Origin of the sequence: Ancylobacter sp. 3268 (assembly GCF_031456575.1) — a bacterium.
Classification (GTDB): Bacteria; Pseudomonadota; Alphaproteobacteria; order Rhizobiales; family Xanthobacteraceae; genus Ancylobacter.
Window position 1 is genome coordinate 152,211 of the sequence record NZ_JAVDUX010000005.1, and the last position, 15,910, is coordinate 168,120.

At 69.9% G+C, this 15,910-nt stretch carries 14 protein-coding genes; 11 read left to right on the forward strand and 3 right to left on the reverse strand.

What is annotated here, in order from left to right; translation table 11 throughout:
• Positions 1 to 60: 60 nt before the first annotated feature.
• The gene (locus tag J2X65_RS08850) at positions 61 to 969 is read right to left on the reverse strand and encodes a class I SAM-dependent methyltransferase (protein ID WP_310200357.1); all 909 of its coding nucleotides are present in this window, start codon (positions 967 to 969) and stop codon (positions 61 to 63) included.
• A gap of 369 nt (positions 970 to 1,338) precedes the next feature.
• Here J2X65_RS08850 and J2X65_RS08855 point away from each other — a divergent pair, with 369 nt between their 5' ends.
• The 7 genes from J2X65_RS08855 to J2X65_RS08885 all read left to right on the forward strand — a co-directional run bounded on the left by J2X65_RS08855 (position 1,339) and on the right by J2X65_RS08885 (position 7,875).
• A complete protein-coding gene (locus J2X65_RS08855; RefSeq protein ID WP_310200731.1) occupies positions 1,339 to 2,580 on the forward strand; it encodes a glutamate-5-semialdehyde dehydrogenase in 1,242 nt (413 codons plus the stop codon).
• Positions 2,577 to 3,290, forward strand: a complete 714-nt coding sequence (locus tag J2X65_RS08860) for a nicotinate-nucleotide adenylyltransferase (RefSeq protein ID WP_310200359.1) — start codon at positions 2,577 to 2,579, stop codon at positions 3,288 to 3,290. Before J2X65_RS08855 ends, J2X65_RS08860 begins: the two co-directional genes overlap by 4 nt.
• Positions 3,291 to 3,386: 96 nt before the next feature.
• The gene (gene rsfS / locus J2X65_RS08865) at positions 3,387 to 3,815 is read left to right on the forward strand and encodes a ribosome silencing factor (protein ID WP_310200361.1); all 429 of its coding nucleotides are present in this window, start codon (positions 3,387 to 3,389) and stop codon (positions 3,813 to 3,815) included.
• 17 nt (positions 3,816 to 3,832) lie between these two features.
• Entirely contained in the window at positions 3,833 to 4,315 is a 483-nt protein-coding gene (gene rlmH, locus J2X65_RS08870; RefSeq protein ID WP_310200363.1) for a 23S rRNA (pseudouridine(1915)-N(3))-methyltransferase RlmH, read from the forward strand.
• Between the two features lie 70 nt (positions 4,316 to 4,385).
• Complete coding sequence (locus tag J2X65_RS08875) at positions 4,386 to 5,867, forward strand: peptidoglycan DD-metalloendopeptidase family protein (protein WP_310200364.1); 1,482 nt, start codon at positions 4,386 to 4,388, stop codon at positions 5,865 to 5,867.
• Positions 5,864 to 7,213, forward strand: coding sequence for a S41 family peptidase (locus tag J2X65_RS08880; RefSeq protein ID WP_310200366.1), 1,350 nt, complete (start codon positions 5,864 to 5,866; stop codon positions 7,211 to 7,213). Before J2X65_RS08875 ends, J2X65_RS08880 begins: the two co-directional genes overlap by 4 nt.
• A 254-nt stretch (positions 7,214 to 7,467) precedes the next feature.
• Positions 7,468 to 7,875, forward strand: coding sequence for a hypothetical protein (locus tag J2X65_RS08885; RefSeq protein WP_310200368.1), 408 nt, complete (start codon positions 7,468 to 7,470; stop codon positions 7,873 to 7,875).
• 107 nt (positions 7,876 to 7,982) lie between these two features.
• Here the strand turns inward: J2X65_RS08885 and J2X65_RS08890 are convergent, their stop codons facing one another.
• Positions 7,983 to 9,023 (reverse strand): hypothetical protein, encoded by a 1,041-nt coding sequence (locus tag J2X65_RS08890; RefSeq protein WP_310200370.1) that lies wholly within the window; start codon positions 9,021 to 9,023, stop codon positions 7,983 to 7,985.
• A gap of 228 nt (positions 9,024 to 9,251) precedes the next feature.
• On the opposite strand from J2X65_RS08890, the gene J2X65_RS08895 reads away from it, so the two are divergent.
• From J2X65_RS08895 to J2X65_RS08910, 4 genes are all read left to right on the forward strand, one after another.
• The gene (locus J2X65_RS08895; RefSeq protein ID WP_310200372.1) at positions 9,252 to 9,770 is read left to right on the forward strand and encodes an RNA pyrophosphohydrolase; all 519 of its coding nucleotides are present in this window, start codon (positions 9,252 to 9,254) and stop codon (positions 9,768 to 9,770) included.
• 191 nt (positions 9,771 to 9,961) lie between these two features.
• Entirely contained in the window at positions 9,962 to 10,645 is a 684-nt protein-coding gene (locus J2X65_RS08900) for a TetR/AcrR family transcriptional regulator (RefSeq protein WP_310200374.1), read from the forward strand.
• Positions 10,642 to 11,901 carry an efflux RND transporter periplasmic adaptor subunit gene (locus J2X65_RS08905; RefSeq protein ID WP_310200376.1) on the forward strand — a complete coding sequence of 420 codons (1,260 nt, stop codon included), beginning with the start codon at positions 10,642 to 10,644 and terminating at the stop codon, positions 11,899 to 11,901. Before J2X65_RS08900 ends, J2X65_RS08905 begins: the two co-directional genes overlap by 4 nt.
• Positions 11,901 to 15,080 carry an efflux RND transporter permease subunit gene (locus tag J2X65_RS08910; protein WP_310200378.1) on the forward strand — a complete coding sequence of 1,060 codons (3,180 nt, stop codon included), beginning with the start codon at positions 11,901 to 11,903 and terminating at the stop codon, positions 15,078 to 15,080. Before J2X65_RS08905 ends, J2X65_RS08910 begins: the two co-directional genes overlap by 1 nt.
• A 78-nt stretch (positions 15,081 to 15,158) precedes the next feature.
• Here J2X65_RS08910 and J2X65_RS08915 read toward each other — a convergent pair whose 3' ends face one another.
• Entirely contained in the window at positions 15,159 to 15,830 is a 672-nt protein-coding gene (locus tag J2X65_RS08915; RefSeq protein ID WP_310200380.1) for an LON peptidase substrate-binding domain-containing protein, read from the reverse strand.
• Between the last annotated feature and the right edge of the window lie 80 nt (positions 15,831 to 15,910).

Consider the following 15,910-nt stretch of genomic DNA (forward strand, 5'->3'; position numbering starts at 1 on the left):
CGGAGCGGAAATGGCAAGGGGGGAATGCCGATTGACGCACCGCAAGCCGGGACGGCAGCCTTACGCCGCGAAGCGGAACACGCTGAGCATGGTGAGATGGCCGAAGGCCGGCGCGTGATAGATTTCGAGCCGGTTCCCGGAAAAACCAGCCTCGCGGGACATGTCGAGAATGTCCCACCCGAAATCATGGAAGACGAGCGAACCTTCCTCGGACACCGGGTTGCCGTGATAGACGGGCGGATGCAGATGCTCCACCCCCGCCTCGCCGATCCGGGCACGACAGACGCTGGCGTCATGGCTCGGAAAGAACGGCGTGGTCATTATCATTTCCCCGCCCCGCCGCAGCACCCGCCGGCATTCGCGAAACGCCTGCCGGGGTGAAGGAATGTGTTCGAACACTTCGTTGCTGACGATGAGATCCAGCGAGCCGTCCGAAAAACTCAGCCGATGGATATCCTCGTGATGCAGGCCATTGACCACGGCACCCGGGGGATGGTCCGGGCCGAGATATTCGCTCCCTGCAAGCGAGCGGATGTTTCTGATGGTGGCGCGCGACCACGCGAAGATCGGCGTGATCTCCTCCATGAAATACACGTCGAGCGGCTGGCGCGCGCGCTCGATCGCCTCGCGGGCCAGCGTGGCGATCAACCTCTGGCGATTGTTGAGCTGCGTAACGGGGCAGACCAGCCGCTCCCGCAGATTGGGGATGCAGACGCCGTCCGCCTCACGTCCGCCCCACAGCAGGTCGACGATGAATTCCACGGACTGACCCGCGGGCCTGGAGTAGCCCGGAAACGTCCATTCCCGCTGATCGGCATGCCGGGCGATCAGCTCACGATCGAAACGCTCGCTTTTCTGCGCCGGAGGCGACGCCAGGAAGCGCTCCCACGACGGCCGGTCCTGCACGACATGCAGCGGGCGCAGGGACGGTGACGACCATCTGCGGACCCAATCCAACATGCCGGACATCTGGCGGGCTCCGTCGCCACAACCTGTACGTGCACAATAAGGCCGCGCTTACCGGCTAGCAAGAAGCCTAATGACGTAGGGCCGGGCTCCTTTCGGACCGCAATGCCAATATGGCTGACCGATTCGCTGAGCCCCCCGCCGACCGTGCCGTGATCGTCCTTTCGGCGCCGTCGCGCCCGCCGCGATTTTCGCTTTGGCCCCTGCCGCCCCCGCTGTGGTAGACAGGTCGCCCTATTCAGATCCGTTCGAGCGCAGGCACGCCCGAAAAGCCGACGAGTGAGTGACATGTCCACCGCCCTCTCCCCGCTCCGCTCCACCGCCACTGCCGACGCATCGCGCGTGCTGCCGGTGGGCGACGTGCCGGCGCTGATGCGCGCGCTGGGAGCCCGCGCCCGCGCCAGCGCCCGCAAGCTCGCCCTCGCCCCGGCACCGGTGAAGGAAGCGGCGCTCAGGGCGGCGGCGGCGGCGATCCGCGCCGATGCCGATGCCATCCTCGCCGCCAATGAGGAGGACGTGGCGCGCGCCCGCGCCGCCGGCCTCTCGGAATCGCTGATCGACCGGCTGACGCTGACCCCGGCGCGGCTGGAGGCCACCGCCGCCGGCGTCGCCGAGATCGCCGCCCTGCCCGACCCGGTCGGCAAGGTCACGGAAAGCTGGGAGCGGCCGAACGGGCTGCGGCTGGAGCGGGTGCGCACGCCGCTCGGCGTGGTCGGGGTGATCTATGAGAGCCGCCCCAACGTCACCGCCGATGCCGGCAGCCTGTGCCTCAAGGCCGGCAATGCGGTGATCCTGCGCGGCGGCTCGGACAGCTTCCACTCCAGCCGCGCCATCCACGAGGCGATGGTGAAGGGGCTCATCTCGGCCGGCCTGCCCGCCGATGCCATCCAGCTGGTGCCGACCCGTGACCGGGCCGCCGTGGGCGAGATGCTGTCCGGGCTCGACGGCACCATCGACGTCATCGTGCCGCGCGGCGGCAAGAGCCTGGTCGCCCGCGTGCAGAGCGAGGCGCGAGTGCCGGTGTTCGCGCATCTGGAAGGCCTGGTGCACATCTATGTCGACAAGGCCGCCGATCTCGACAAGGCGCTGACCGTGGTGAAGAACGCCAAGCTGCGGCGCACCAGCGTCTGCGGCTCCGCCGAGACGCTGCTGGTCGACCGCGCCGGGGCGGAACGCTTCCTGGCCCCGCTGGTCACCATGCTGCTCGATGCCGGCTGCGAGGTGCGCGGCGACGCCGCGACCCAGGCCGTCGATGCGCGGGTGAAGCCGGCCACCGAAGAGGACTGGGATACCGAGTATCTCGACGCGGTGATCGCGGCCAAGGTGGTGGACGGTCTCAACGCCGCCATCGACCATATCGAGACGCACGGCTCGCACCACACCGACGCCATCCTCACCGAGGATCCGATGGCGGCGGAGCGCTTCCTCGCCGAGGTGGATTCGGCGATCGTGGTGCACAACGCCTCGACCCAGTTCGCCGATGGCGGCGAGTTCGGCTTCGGCGGCGAGATCGGCATCGCCACCGGGCGCATGCATGCGCGCGGGCCGGTCGGCGCCGAGCAGCTGACCTCGTTCAAGTACCGGGTGCGCGGCACCGGCCAGATCAGGCCGTGACATTCGACGCGACCCCGGACGTGCCGCCCGCCGAACGGCGCATCCCGCCCTCGGCGCCGGGCATGCGGATCGGCCTTTATGGCGGCTCGTTCAACCCGCCGCACGCCGCCCATCGCGCCGCCAGCCTGCTGGCGCTGAAGAAGCTCGGGCTCGACCGGGTGTGGTGGCTGGTTACCCCCGGCAACCCCCTGAAGGACAATAACGGCCTGCCGCCGCTCGCCGAGCGGCTGGCGCTCGCCCGCGCGGTGGCCGATCATCCGGCGCTGGTGCCGACCGGGCTCGAAGCCGGGCTCGGCACCCGCTTCAGCCACGACACCGTGGCCGAGCTGGTCCGCCGCCGCCCCGGCGTGCGCTTCGTCTGGCTGATGGGTGCCGATAATCTCGCCAGCTTCCACCGCTGGCAGCGCTGGCGCGACATCGCCGCCCTGGTGCCGATCGCGGTGATCGACCGCGCCGGCCTGAGCCTCAACGCCACCGCCGCGCCCGCGGCGCGGGCGCTGGGGCGCTGGCGGCTCGACGAGCGGCTGGCGGGCCGGCTGGCGGACACGCCGGCGCCGGCCTGGATGTTCCTGCACGGCCTGAAATCGCCGCTCTCCTCCACCGCGCTGCGCTCGCGCGCCGGCAGCAACCTGCCGCATGGACCGGCGCCGGATGACGCATCCATGGCCCCGCGTGCGGCGCAATATGGCGAGAATATCGGCAAAGCTTGAAAAGACGGGGCATTCCGCGATATCTTAAGGAAGCATTGACGGCGGGGAAAAGCCTCCCGTGATGCCATCATGAGAGGATTCGGACCCCTGTCCAGCTTGGCGCTTTCCGCAGCCGCCCCCACCAGCCCGGCCGCTGCCCCGGTCTCCGAAGCGCGTTACGACGCCGACGAGATCCTGGCCCTCGTTCTCGCCCGTCTCGACGACGACAAGGCAGAGGACGTCATTTCCATCGACCTGCGCGGCAAGACCACCATCGCCGATCACATGGTGGTGGCGTCCGGCCGTTCGCAGCGTCACGTCGGCGCCCTCGCCGAACATCTCGTCGAGGCGCTGAAGCAGCGCGGCGTCAAGGGCATCCGCGTCGAGGGCCAGCCGGCCTGCGACTGGGTGCTGATCGACGCCAGCGACGTGATCGTCCACCTCTTCCAGCCCGAGGTGAGGTCGTTCTACAACATCGAGAAGATGTGGGCGGGCGGGCGTCCCGACGCTGCCGGAGCCACATCGGCCAAATCCCCGCGCGGCTGACCCCGGGGCCTTGGCGGGTGCGTCTGTTGATTGTCGCCGTGGGCCGGCTGAAGGCCGGTCCCGAACGTGAACTGTGCGCCCGCTACATCGACCGTACCGCCAAGGGCGCCCGGGCGCTCGGGCTCTCGGGCCCCGACATCGTCGAGATCGGCGAAAGCGCGGCGCGCCGGCCGGACGACCGCATGGCGGAAGAAGGCGCCGCCATCCTCGCCGCCCTGCCCGAAGGGGCGGCCGTGGTCGCGCTCGATCCACGCGGCGCGCAGATTTCCTCCGAAGAGATCGCCGGGGACCTGGCGGCGCGGCGCGATCGCGGCACCCGCGCGCTCGTGCTGCTGATCGGCGGCGCCGACGGGCTGAGCCCGCCGGTGCGCGCCCGCGCCGACAAGCTGCTGGCCTTCGGCCGCGCCACCTTTCCGCATCAGCTGGTTCGTGTGATGCTGGCGGAACAGCTCTACCGGGCGACCACCATTCTCGCCGGCCACCCCTACCACAAGGGATGAACGGGGATTGCGGGGAAACGGCCGCCATCGGTTAAGCGCGCGTTAACCAGCTTGCCGCTCTGCTCACCCGATGCCCGCATCTGCCCGCGATACCTCCCCGCGCCTGCGCGTCCGCCATCCCATGGCGGCGCTGCTGGCGCTCGCGCTCGCCGCCGCGACGACCGCGGTGCCGGCGCGCGGACAGGAGGCGGAACAGCTGCGGTCCTTCGCGCCGCAGGAGATTCAAGAAACCCAGGAAGTTCAGGAAAGCCAAAACGTTCAGGAAGCCCAGCCGCCGGCCGGCCGGCCGCCCGATCGCCAGGCCACCCCTGCCGCGCCCCGCACCGCGCCGGCCACCGGCGGTGCGGCGGCGCGGGCGCAGCAGAAGCAGCGCATGGAGCAGCTCGAGACCGACCTGCAGGGCAGCACCGCCGAGCAGGAGCGGCTCGCCGGCGAGATCGAGGCCCTGAAGGGCGACCGCGCCAAGCTGAACGCCGCGCTGATCGACACCGCCACCCGGGTGCGCGAGGTGGAGGAAAAGCTCGACACCAGCGAGCAGCGCCTCGTCGCCCTCGAGCGCGAGGAGGCCGATATCCGCGAATCACTGGATTCGCGCCGGGACGAGATGGCCGAGGTGCTGGGCGGCCTCGCCCGGCTCGGCACCCACCCGCCGCCGGCCCTGCTGGTGCGGCCGGACGACGCGCTGCAATCGGTACGCTCGGCGATGCTGCTCGGCGCGGTGCTGCCCGAGTTGAAGGCCGAGACCGAACTGCTCGCCAGCGAGCTCGCCGCCCAGGAACGGGTGCGCAAGGAGGTGGCGGCCGAGCGCGACGCTCTCGCAGAATTGAAGGCCACGCTGGGTGAGCAGCGCCGCCGCACCGCCGCCCTGATCGCCCAGCGCCAGAGCTCGGTCGAGCGCAGCGAGACGGCGCTGGCCGCCGAGCGCGAGCGGGCCGCCGCCTTCGCCGCCGAGGCCAGCAATGTCCGTGATCTGCTCAAGCGCATGGAGACCGAGATCGCCGCCGCCCGCAAGGCGGCCGACGCCGCCAAGGCTTTGGCAAACAAGACGGATCAGACCTCGGCGCAACGCCTGGCGGCGCTGAGCAACCCCGGACGGATGACGCCCGGCGTGGCGTTTTCCGAGGCCAGGGGGCTGCTGCCGCTGCCGGTGAGCGGCAACATACTGAAGAATTTCGGGGCCGAGGATGGCTATGGCGGCGCCGAGAAGGGCACGTCCTTCGGCACCCGCCGGCAGGCGCAGGTGGCGGCGCCGAGCGACGGCTGGGTGGTCTATGCCGGGCCGTTCCGCTCCTACGGACAACTATTGATCATCAATGCCGGCGGCGGCTACCATATTCTCTTGGCCGGTATGGATAGGATAACGGTCGAGTTGGGACAGTTCGTATTGTCCGGAGAGCCGGTGGGGGTGATGGGCGACGGCCCCCAATTGGTGTCCTCGGTCGGCCTTGGAACCGCCCAACCCATTCTCTATGTCGAGTTCCGCAAGGATGGAATTTCGATTGACCCGACCCCCTGGTGGGTGACGAGCGAGAGCGAGAAGGCACGCGGATGATGCGTAGGACGTCTGTATTTCTGATGGGCGCGGCGGTCGGCGCCATCGTTGCCGTTGGCGCTGCGCAGCCCCGCCTGCTGCTCGAGCCGGCCACGGCGATGGCGGCGGCCTCCGACACCTACCGCCAGCTGAACCTGTTCGGCGACGTGTTCGAGCGCGTGCGCGCCGACTATGTCGAGAAGCCGGACGACGCCAAGCTGGTCGAGGCGGCGATCAACGGCATGCTCGCCTCGCTCGACCCGCATTCCACCTACATGGACGCGAAGGACTTCCGCGACATGCAGGTGCAGACCCGCGGCCAGTTCGGCGGGCTCGGCATCGAGGTCACCATGGAGGATGGCCTGGTGAAGGTCGTCGCGCCCATCGACGACACCCCGGCCGCCAAGGCCGGCGTCCAGGCCGGCGACCTGATCGCCAAGCTGGACGACGAGGACGTCAAGGGCATGACGCTCAGCCAGGCGGTCGAGAAGATGCGCGGCGCCGTCGCCACGCCGATCAAGCTCACCGTCATCCGCAAGGGCCAGGACAAGCCGCTCGAGCTGACGCTGACCCGCGACATCATCAACATCAAGTCGGTGCGCTCGCGCGTCGAGCAGGACGACATCGCCTATATCCGCATCACCTCCTTCAGCGAGAACACCGCCGAGGGGCTGAAGAAGGCGATGGACGACCTGGCCAAGCAGATCGGCGAAGACAAGCTCAAGGGCTATATCATCGACCTGCGCAACAATCCGGGCGGCCTGCTCGACCAGGCGATCGAGGTGTCCGACACCTTCCTCGACCGCGGCGAGATCGTCTCCACCCGCGGCCGCAACGCCGACGAGATCGAGCGCCGCAACGCCCGGCCGGGCGACCTCGCCAAGGGCAAGCCGGTGATCGTGCTGGTCAATGGCGGCTCGGCCTCGGCGTCGGAGATCGTCGCCGGCGCGCTGCAGGACCACAAGCGGGCCACCATCCTCGGCTCGCTGTCCTTCGGCAAGGGCTCGGTGCAGACGGTGATCCCGGTCTCCGGCAATGCGGCGATCAAGCTGACCACGGCGCGCTACTACACGCCGTCGGGCCGTTCGATCCAGGCCAAGGGCATCTCGCCCGACATCGAGCTGGTGCAGGACGTGCCGCAGGAAGTGAAGGAAAAGGCCGAGGCGGCCGGGGTGGAAACCACCCGCGGCGAAGCGTCGCTAAAGGGCCACCTGAAGAACGGCGACGACGAGAAGACCGGCTCGCCGGCCTATGTGCCGCCGGATCCGAAGGACGACACCCAGCTGAAGCTGGCGATCGACCTGATGCACGGCGTGCAGAAGAACGCCGCCTACCCAGCCGATCCCAAGGCCGCGGTGCCGAACTGACCCAATCCGGCCGGCAACGGACGGACGTCCCCGACACGACCCGAACCCCGCCGCGAGGCGGGGTTTCTTTTTGCTGGGGGCCGCCCCCGGTTCCCTCGTCCGGCACGGGGATCACGCGGCCGCGCCCCGCATGGCCCGATGCCGGGTGTGACATTCGGGCAACGGACGCGAAACATCGTGTATCCACTCGCTTTTTCCGCTTCGGTGACTTGGCTTGCCGCGATGCTGCCTTGGTCGGGTTCGAGAAGAGCTGCATGATGATGCTTCGCCCGCCGCCGGCTGCCGCGCCGGCCTTTCCGCCGAACATCCTGACCGAGGTCGAGGAGCCGCTCGGGCGCGATCTTGGACGCGACAGCGACCTCAATCGCGCCGCGGTGGCGATTTTCGGCCTCGCGGGACTGGCCATCGTCGCCGTCGCCTCGGCCTGGCTGATGCTGCGGGGCGAAGCCCCGTCGACGGCGCCTGCCGGCGACCCGCTGCTCGGCGGCAGTTTCGAGCATGAAAATGCGGCGGTAGCGGCGGATGCGCCGATGCTGCGCCCGGCCTCGCCGATCGACGACGGGCCGGGCCCCGGCGCCTTCACCCTGATGGATGCGGCCACCGGCCTGCGCGAAGTGGTGGAAGTGCTGCCGCCGGGCGGTGCCCCCGTCGTGGCGCGCTAGTCGTGGCGCGCTGAAGCAGAAGCGCGCAGAAACAATGAGCTGGCGCAATTCCGGTGGATCGGACTCCACGGGAATTGCTCGATCCCCCTGCGATCACCCGGCATCGGTCAGCGGCCGGCCGGCGCGAACAGATCCAGCGCCAGCGCCGCGACGCGGGCGTGAATCGCCGCGCGGTCGATGCCCGGCGCGTCGATGCAGATCGCCGGCTCGGCGCGACAGGCCTCCGGCGTGCATTCGCCCAGAAACACATAGTGGCCGATATCGGCTCCAAGCGGCACCAGGCGGCTCGCCGGGATGAGGCCGTGCAGCCAGCCGGCCCCGGCCTCGGCAGGCGCCTCGCGATCGGCGCCGCCGACGGTCAGCAGCACCGGCACGTCGACGGCTGCGAGGCTGTCGGGGGTGAAGCCGCGCACGGTCGGCGCCGGCGCCATCACCAGCGCGGAGCGGATGCGCGGATCGCGGAAGCACAGCGACTGGCGCTGCCACGAGGTGCGGAAGGCCGGGCTCTCCGCCAGCAGCGGCGCGATGCGATCGGCGAGATCGGGGAATTCGCGCGGGCCGCGCCCGAGAGACTGGCCGGCGGCCCAGCTGGCGAAGCGCGGAACTTCGGTGATCGCGCCGAGCAGCGCCAGCGCCGCATGGCCGCCGAGCGAGAAGCCGGCGACATGGAAGCGGTTGGCATCGAGACGACCGGCGAACCGCGGATCGGCGAGGAGATGATCGGCGAGCCGCGTGAGGTCGCCGGCACGCTCCCACCAGCACAGGAAGCCCTCCGGCCGATAGGCCTCGCGGGCGGTGTTGCCGTGATGATCGACGCCGGCGACGACAAGCCCGCGCGCCGCCAGCCGGTGCGCCAGCCAGCCCAGCCCGGCGACCGTGCCGCCGGTGCCGTGCGAGAGCAGCACCAGCGGCAGCGCGCCGGCCCGCGTCGCGAGTCGGGCATGGCGGCGCAGCGGCAGCGACCGGAACGTGGCCGCCGGCACGCCGTCGCCGACATCGACCTCCGGAGGCGGCGCCTCGGCCATGGCATCATCGGTCGGATACCAGGCCGACCAGCGTATCGGGCGCGCACCCTCGCCCGACCAATGCGGCCGGGCCGCATCGGTGAACACACCCTCGGTGAAGCCGACATCCAACCCCGCCGCCATGCCGGCCTCCCGTCCGTCCGCTGCCGACAGGGGACCCGCGCGGCGGCACGCCTGTCAATGCCGCCGGCAGATGAACTGTCGCCGGCATTGACGAGTCCTTCTGGTGCGGCGCGCTGGCTCCCGGCCCGGTAAGCATAAATTCATCCGGGCCTACGATCCGTCATCGCCTGCGCTTATGATCGGCGGGCGGCACCGATGCCGCGTGATGTCCTGCGATCCGGCCCTGCGATGACACCCTTCGAACAGCTTCCCTATCGCCCCTGCGTCGGCGTCGTGCTCGTCAACCGCGACGGGCTGGTGTTCCTCGGCCGCCGCACCGACAGCGGCAACGAGCCGGTCGATTCCGGCCATGGCTGGCAGATGCCGCAGGGCGGTATCGACGAGGGCGAAAGCCCCGAGGAGGCGGCGCTGCGCGAGCTCTATGAGGAGACCAGCGTCCGCTCGGTGGCGCCGCTGGCGGTGGCGCCGGACTGGTTCGCCTATGATCTGCCCGAACCGCTTGCCCGCAAGGCGTGGAAGGGACGCTATCGCGGCCAGATGCAGAAATGGGTGGCGCTGCGCTTCACCGGCCCCGACAGCGAGATCGACGTGCTGCGACCCGGCGGCGGCAAGCACAAGCCGGAATTCGCCGCCTGGCGCTGGGAGCGGCTCGACAACACCCCCGGGCTGATCATCCCCTTCAAGCGCGCGGTCTATGAGCGGGTGGTGGAAACCTTCGCGCCGGTGGTGGCTGGGCCGGCGCGCTGAGCGGCGGCAGGGACGCCGCGAGAGCCGGCAAGCCGCTCCCTGCCGCGCCGCATTTCCACCATCGTCTTACGCAAGGGTATTTGCGAACGAACGTTCGTTCTTGATCTTTTTCGCCTCTCGACATAATGAGAGCGAACGTTCGCTCTCATTCCGAAAGGCCTTGTCGCGGGCCTTCCCAACTGGATCATCGCATGGCCGCCGCGTCCACTACCGCAACCCGCGCCGAGAAGCCTGCCGAGGTCCTCGTGCCGCCGCACAAGCCGGCGGCACGGCCGCGCAAGGCCGATCCGCGCCGGCGGGTGCTCGATGCCGCCATCGCCTGCTTCACCCGCGCCGGCTTTCACGCCACCAGCATGCAGGAGATCTGCGCCGAGGCGGAGATGAGCCCAGGCGGGCTCTACCGCCATTTCCCCTCCAAGGAGGCGATCATCATCGCCATCGTCGAGGAGGAGCGCAGCGCCCGCATGAAGATGCTCGAACTGCTCCACGGCGCGCCCAGCTTCGCCGCCGGCCTCACCGCCATGGGTCAGGCGCTGTTCTCCGGCGCGATGCCGATGGTGTGCGCCGATCTCGGGCCGGAGATCGCCGCCGAGGCCGCGCGCAATCCCCGGCTCAAGGTCAAGTTCGACGAGGCTGACGAGGAGATGGGCAATGCCATCCGCGACGCCTTCCTCGCCGGCCAGAAGCGCGGCGAGATCGACGCGGACATCGACCCCGAGACCGCCATGACGCTGATCGACGCCATCGGCGACGGGCTGCTGCTGCGCCGGCGCCTGCAGCCGGACCTGCCGCTCGCCGCCATGATGCCCGGCTTCGGCGATCTCATCGCCCGCATGCTCGCCCCCGCCAAATCCAGCACGGTCGACCCGACATGAAGCTCGCTCCTTCCAGCCTGCGCGGACGAGTAATTCTCGCCCTTGCGATGACCGTCCTCGTGGTGGGGGTCGGCGGCTATGCGCTGCGCGACCGCATCCCCTTCGGCCTCAGGCTCGGCGTGGCCGACCCGGCGCAGGCGACGACCGCCCCCGAGCCGCAGGCGGCGCGCGGCGTCACGGTCAGCGTGGTGCCGGCTTCGCCCCGCGAGGTGGTGGAGCGCCTGCCGGTGACCGGCACGCTCGCCGCCCGCGAGGAGATCATGGTCGGGCCGGAAATCGACGGCCTGCGCATCACCGACATCCTGGTGGAAGAGGGCGACCGCGTCGAGAAAGGCGCTGTACTCGCCCGGCTATCGCGCGACATGCTGGAGACGCTGCTCGCCCAGAACACCGCCAATGCCGCCAAGGCGCAGGCCGCCATCGCCCAGCAGAAGGCGGCGCTGGAACAGGCGAATGCCCAGCTCATCGAGGCGCAGGCGGCGGTGGAGCGCGCCCGCACCCTGATCAAGACCGGGGCCACCTCGCAGGAAGTGCTGGACCAGCGCGAACGCGCGGCGCGGGTCGCCACGGCGCAGGTGGCGGCCGCGCGGGAGGTGGTCACCGCCGCCGAGGCGGACGCCGCCCAGATCAAGGCCAATCGCGACGAGCTCGAGGTGCGGCTCGCCCGCACCGAGATCCGGGCGCCGGAAGCCGGCATCGTATCGGCGCGCGCGGCGCGCCTCGGCGCCATCGTGCTCTCGGCCAACACCGAACCCTTGTTCCGCATCGTCCGCGACGGCGCCATCGATCTCGATGCCGAGGTGCCGGAATCGGCGCTGCCGCGCATCAGGCCCGGCCTGCCGGTCGAGGTGACGCCGGCGGGATTCAGCCAGCCGTTCAGCGCCAAGGTCCGCCTGGTCGGCGCCAAGGTGGATGCGAGCACCCGCCTCGCCCGCGTCGCCGTCGCCCTGCCCGACGATCCGCGGCTGCGGCCCGGCGCCTATGCCCGCGGCGACATCGAGCTCGCCCGCCATACCGGCCTCGCTTTGCCGCTCTCGGCGGTACAGTTCGACAAGGACGGCGCCTTCGTGCTGGTGGTCGAGCACGACACCGTGCAGCGGCGTCCGGTGAAGACCGGTCTGATGGGCGAAGGCTTCGTCGAGATCACCGAGGGCATGAAGGACGGCGAGAGCGTGGTCGCCCGCGCCGGCGGGTTCCTGCGCGACGGCGACCGGGTGAGCCCGGTGCCGCTCGCCGAGGCGAAAGGCGGCGTGTGATGGCGCTCAATATCTCCGCCTGGTCGATCCGCTCGCCTATCCCCTCGATCGTGCTGTTCGTGGTGCTGACCGCGCTCGGCCTCTACACGTTCGACCGGCTGCCGGTGACGCGCATGCCGAACATCGACGTGCCGATCGTCACCGTCACCGTCACCCAGCCCGGCGCCGCCCCGAGCGAGCTGGAAACCCAGGTGACCAAGCGGATCGAAACCGCCATCGCCGGCACCCAGGGGGTGAAGCACATCACCTCCTCCATCACCGAGGGTGCTTCGGTGACCACGGTGGAATTCCAGCTGGAAACCCAGGTCGACCGCGCGGTGAACGACGTGCGCGACGCGGTGACCGGCATTCGCTCGGAACTGCCGCAGGATATCGAGGAACCGCTGATCCGGCGCGTCGATGTCGAAGGCATGGCCATCGTCACCTATGCCGCCTCGGCGCCGCAGATGACGCCGGACGAACTCTCCTGGTTCGTCGACGACACGGTGATCCGCGCCCTGCAAGGCGTACGGGGCGTCGCGCAGGTGAAGCGCGAGGGCGGTGTCGACCGCGAGATCCGCATCTCGCTCAATCCGGACAAGCTCGCCGCGCTGGGCGTGACCGCCGCCGACGTCAACCGCCAGCTGGTCGCCACCAATGTCGATCTCGCCGGCGGCCGCGGCGAAATCGGCACCCAGGAGCAGTCCGTGCGCACGCTGGGCGGCGCGCTGACCGTCGCCGACCTGGCCGAGACCCGCATCTCGCTGCCTGCGACCGCCACCACCTCGTCACGGCAGGTGCGGCTGGCCGACCTCGCCACCGTCACCGATGGCGCCGCCGAGCCGCGCATCTTCGCCCAGCTGGACGGCAAGCCGGTGGTCGCCTTCGGCATCTACCGCGCCAAGGGCTTCTCGGATGTCGACGTCGCCAACCGGGTGGAGGAGGCGCTGCGCCAGCTGGAGGCGGCGCATCCCGAGGCAACCATCACCATGATCGATTCGATGGTGCGCTATACCGAGGCCGACTATACCTCGGCGATGCATACGCTGATCGAGGGCGCGGTGCTCGCCATCATCGTGGTGCTGCTGTTCCTGCGCGACTGGCGGGCGACCATCATCTCCGCCACCGCCATCCCGCTCTCCATCCTGCCCACCTTCTGGGTGATGGACATGCTCGGCTTCTCGCTGAACGGCGTGAGCCTGCTGGCGGTGACGCTGGTGACCGGCATCCTGGTCGACGACGCCATCGTCGAGATCGAAAACATCGTGCGCCACATGCGCATGGGCAAATCGGCCTACCGTGCCGCCATCGACGCCGCCGACGAGATCGGCCTCGCGGTGGTGGCGACCACGCTGACCATCGTCGCGGTGTTCGCCCCGGTGAGCTTCATGGGCGGCATTGCCGGGCAGTATTTCCGCCAGTTCGGCATCACCGTCGCCGTCGCGGTGCTGTTCTCGCTGCTGGTGGCGCGCCTGCTCACCCCGATGCTGGCGGCGTATTTCCTACGCGACCATGGCCACCGCGAGACGCCCGATAGCGCGCTGATGCGCGTCTATGTCCGTCTGCTGCGCGCCAGCGTGCGCCACCGTTTCGTCACCGTCGCCGCCGGCATCCTCTTGTTCATCGGCTCGATGTGGCTCTCGACCCTGCTGCCCTCCGGCTTCATCCCCAATGCCGACGTGTCGCGCTCGGTGCTGGCGCTGGAACTGCCGCCGGGCTCGACGCTGGATTCCACCCGCCGGGTGGTGAACGAGGTAACGGTGCTGCTGGAGAACCAGCCGGAGGTGGCCAGCGTGTTCGCCACCGGCGGCGGCGGCGTGGCGGCCGGCCCGGTGAGCGCCGCCGGCGAGGTGCGCAAGGCGACGATGATCGTCAACCTGAAGCCGCGGAGCGAGCGCAGCGACACCCAGAAGCAGTTCGAGGCGCGGATGCAGCTCGAGATCGCCCGCATCCCCGATCTGCGCTTCAATTTCGGCGCCTCGGGCGGCGCCGGCCCCGGCGGGCGCGAATTCACCATCATCCTCTCCGGCTCGGACGGCGCGGCGGTGGAAAAGGCGGCGCTGGAGCTGGAGCGCGAGATCCGCGCCGACGTGAAGGGGCTGACCAATGTGGTGACCTCGGCGGCGCTGGAGCGGCCGGAGCTGCGGGTAACGCCGCGCCTCGCCGAGGCGGCGCAGCTCGGCGTCTCCGTCGCCGACATCGCCCAGACGGTGCGCATCGCCACCATTGGCGACATCTCGCAGAACCTCGCCAAGTTCTCCGCCGGCGACCGGCAGGTGCCGATCCGGGTGCAGCTCGACCAGAATGCCCGCGCCGACCTCGCCACCTTCCGCACCCTCAAGGTGCGCACCGCCGCCGGCGCCGCGGTGCCGCTCGATTCGGTGGCCGACATTTCCTTCGCCACCGGGCCGACCAGCCTCGACCGCTATGATCGCGCCCGGCGCATCGCCATCGAGGCCGACCTCGCCACCGGCACCCAGCTCGGCGAGGCGCTGGCCGAGGTCTATGCGCTGCCGGGAGCGAAAAACCTGCCGGCCGGCGTGACGCTCAAGGAGGCCGGCGACGCCGAGATCATGGCCGAGGTATTCGGCGGCTTCGCCACCGCCATGGGGGCGGGGGTGATGATGGTGCTGGCGGTGCTGGTACTGCTGTTCGCCAACCTCTTGCAGCCGATCACCATCCTGGTGGCGCTGCCGCTGTCGGTGGGCGGCGCCTTCGTGGCGCTGCTGATCACCAACAACGCCATGACGCTGCCGGTGGTGATCGGCTTCCTCATGCTGATGGGCATCGTTACCAAGAACGCCATCCTGCTGGTGGATTTCGCCATCGAATCGGTGAAGTCCGGACAGGATCGCACCACCGCGCTGATCGAGGCCGGCCGCAAGCGGGCGCAGCCGATCGTGATGACCACCATCGCCATGGCGGCGGGCATGGTGCCCTCGGCGATCGGGCTCGGCGAAGGGTCGGATTTCCGCGCGCCGATGGCGATCGCGGTTATCGGCGGCCTGCTGGCCTCGACGCTGCTGTCGCTGGTGTTCGTGCCGGCGGTGTTCACCTTGATGGACGATCTCGGGCGCCTGCTCGCCCGCCTCTTCGGCCGCTTCATCGGCGCGCGCGACGAGCCGGAGGAGCATGGCCCGGCTGCGGCACCCGCCGCGACGCTGCACACCATGCCGCGCCCGCCCATGGCAGCCGAGTGACGACAGCCACCAGCGCCCGACATACGAAAAACGGCCGGATGGAGGATCCGGCCGTTTCCTTGCGAATTCAGGACATGATTATTGCAGCGGCGTCTCGCTGTCGCCGCCCGGACCGCGGGCCAGCGCCATCTCGGTCACCGCGATCAGCATCTCCGCGCGGGCGGCGAGGTCCGACGCCTCCAGCAGCGCCTGCTTCTCGCGCGCGCCGAACGGCGACATCATCGCCAGCGCATTGACCAGCGCCTCGTTCGGCGCGTCCTTGATGCTCTCCCAATCCGCTTCCAGCCGGTTGGCGTCGAGATAGGCGGCGAGCGTCTTCAGCAGCCGCCCGCGATCCACCGCCTCGGCGCCGAAATTGGGGGAGAAGTCGTCCTCGTAACCGGCAAAGCCGATCCGCGCCTGGCGATAAAGCGTGGCGGCGGTGACTTCCTCGACCAGGCGGAAGCGGGCGACGCCGGTGAGGGTGATGATGTAGCGCCCGTCGCCGCTCTCGGCGAATTCGGTGATGCGCCCGAGGCAGCCCACGCCCTGCAGCGCCGGGCTGGCGGTGGTGACCAGCGCCGGGACCGGCTGGATGATGCCGATGATCCGCTCGCCCTTGAGCGCATCGTCGATCATGGCGAGATAGCGCGGCTCGAACACATTGAGCGGCAGCTGGCAGCGCGGCAGCAGCAGCGCGCCTTCCAACGGGAAAAGCGGCACCACGGAGGGAAGCTCCGCCGGCCCGCCATAGGGGCGATTGATCGCCATCAACCCTCCGAAGCGCCGGCCCGGCGGGCCGGCCGTCATTCACGCGAAAAGACGAGGACTGGACCCGGTCCCGGGCCAGC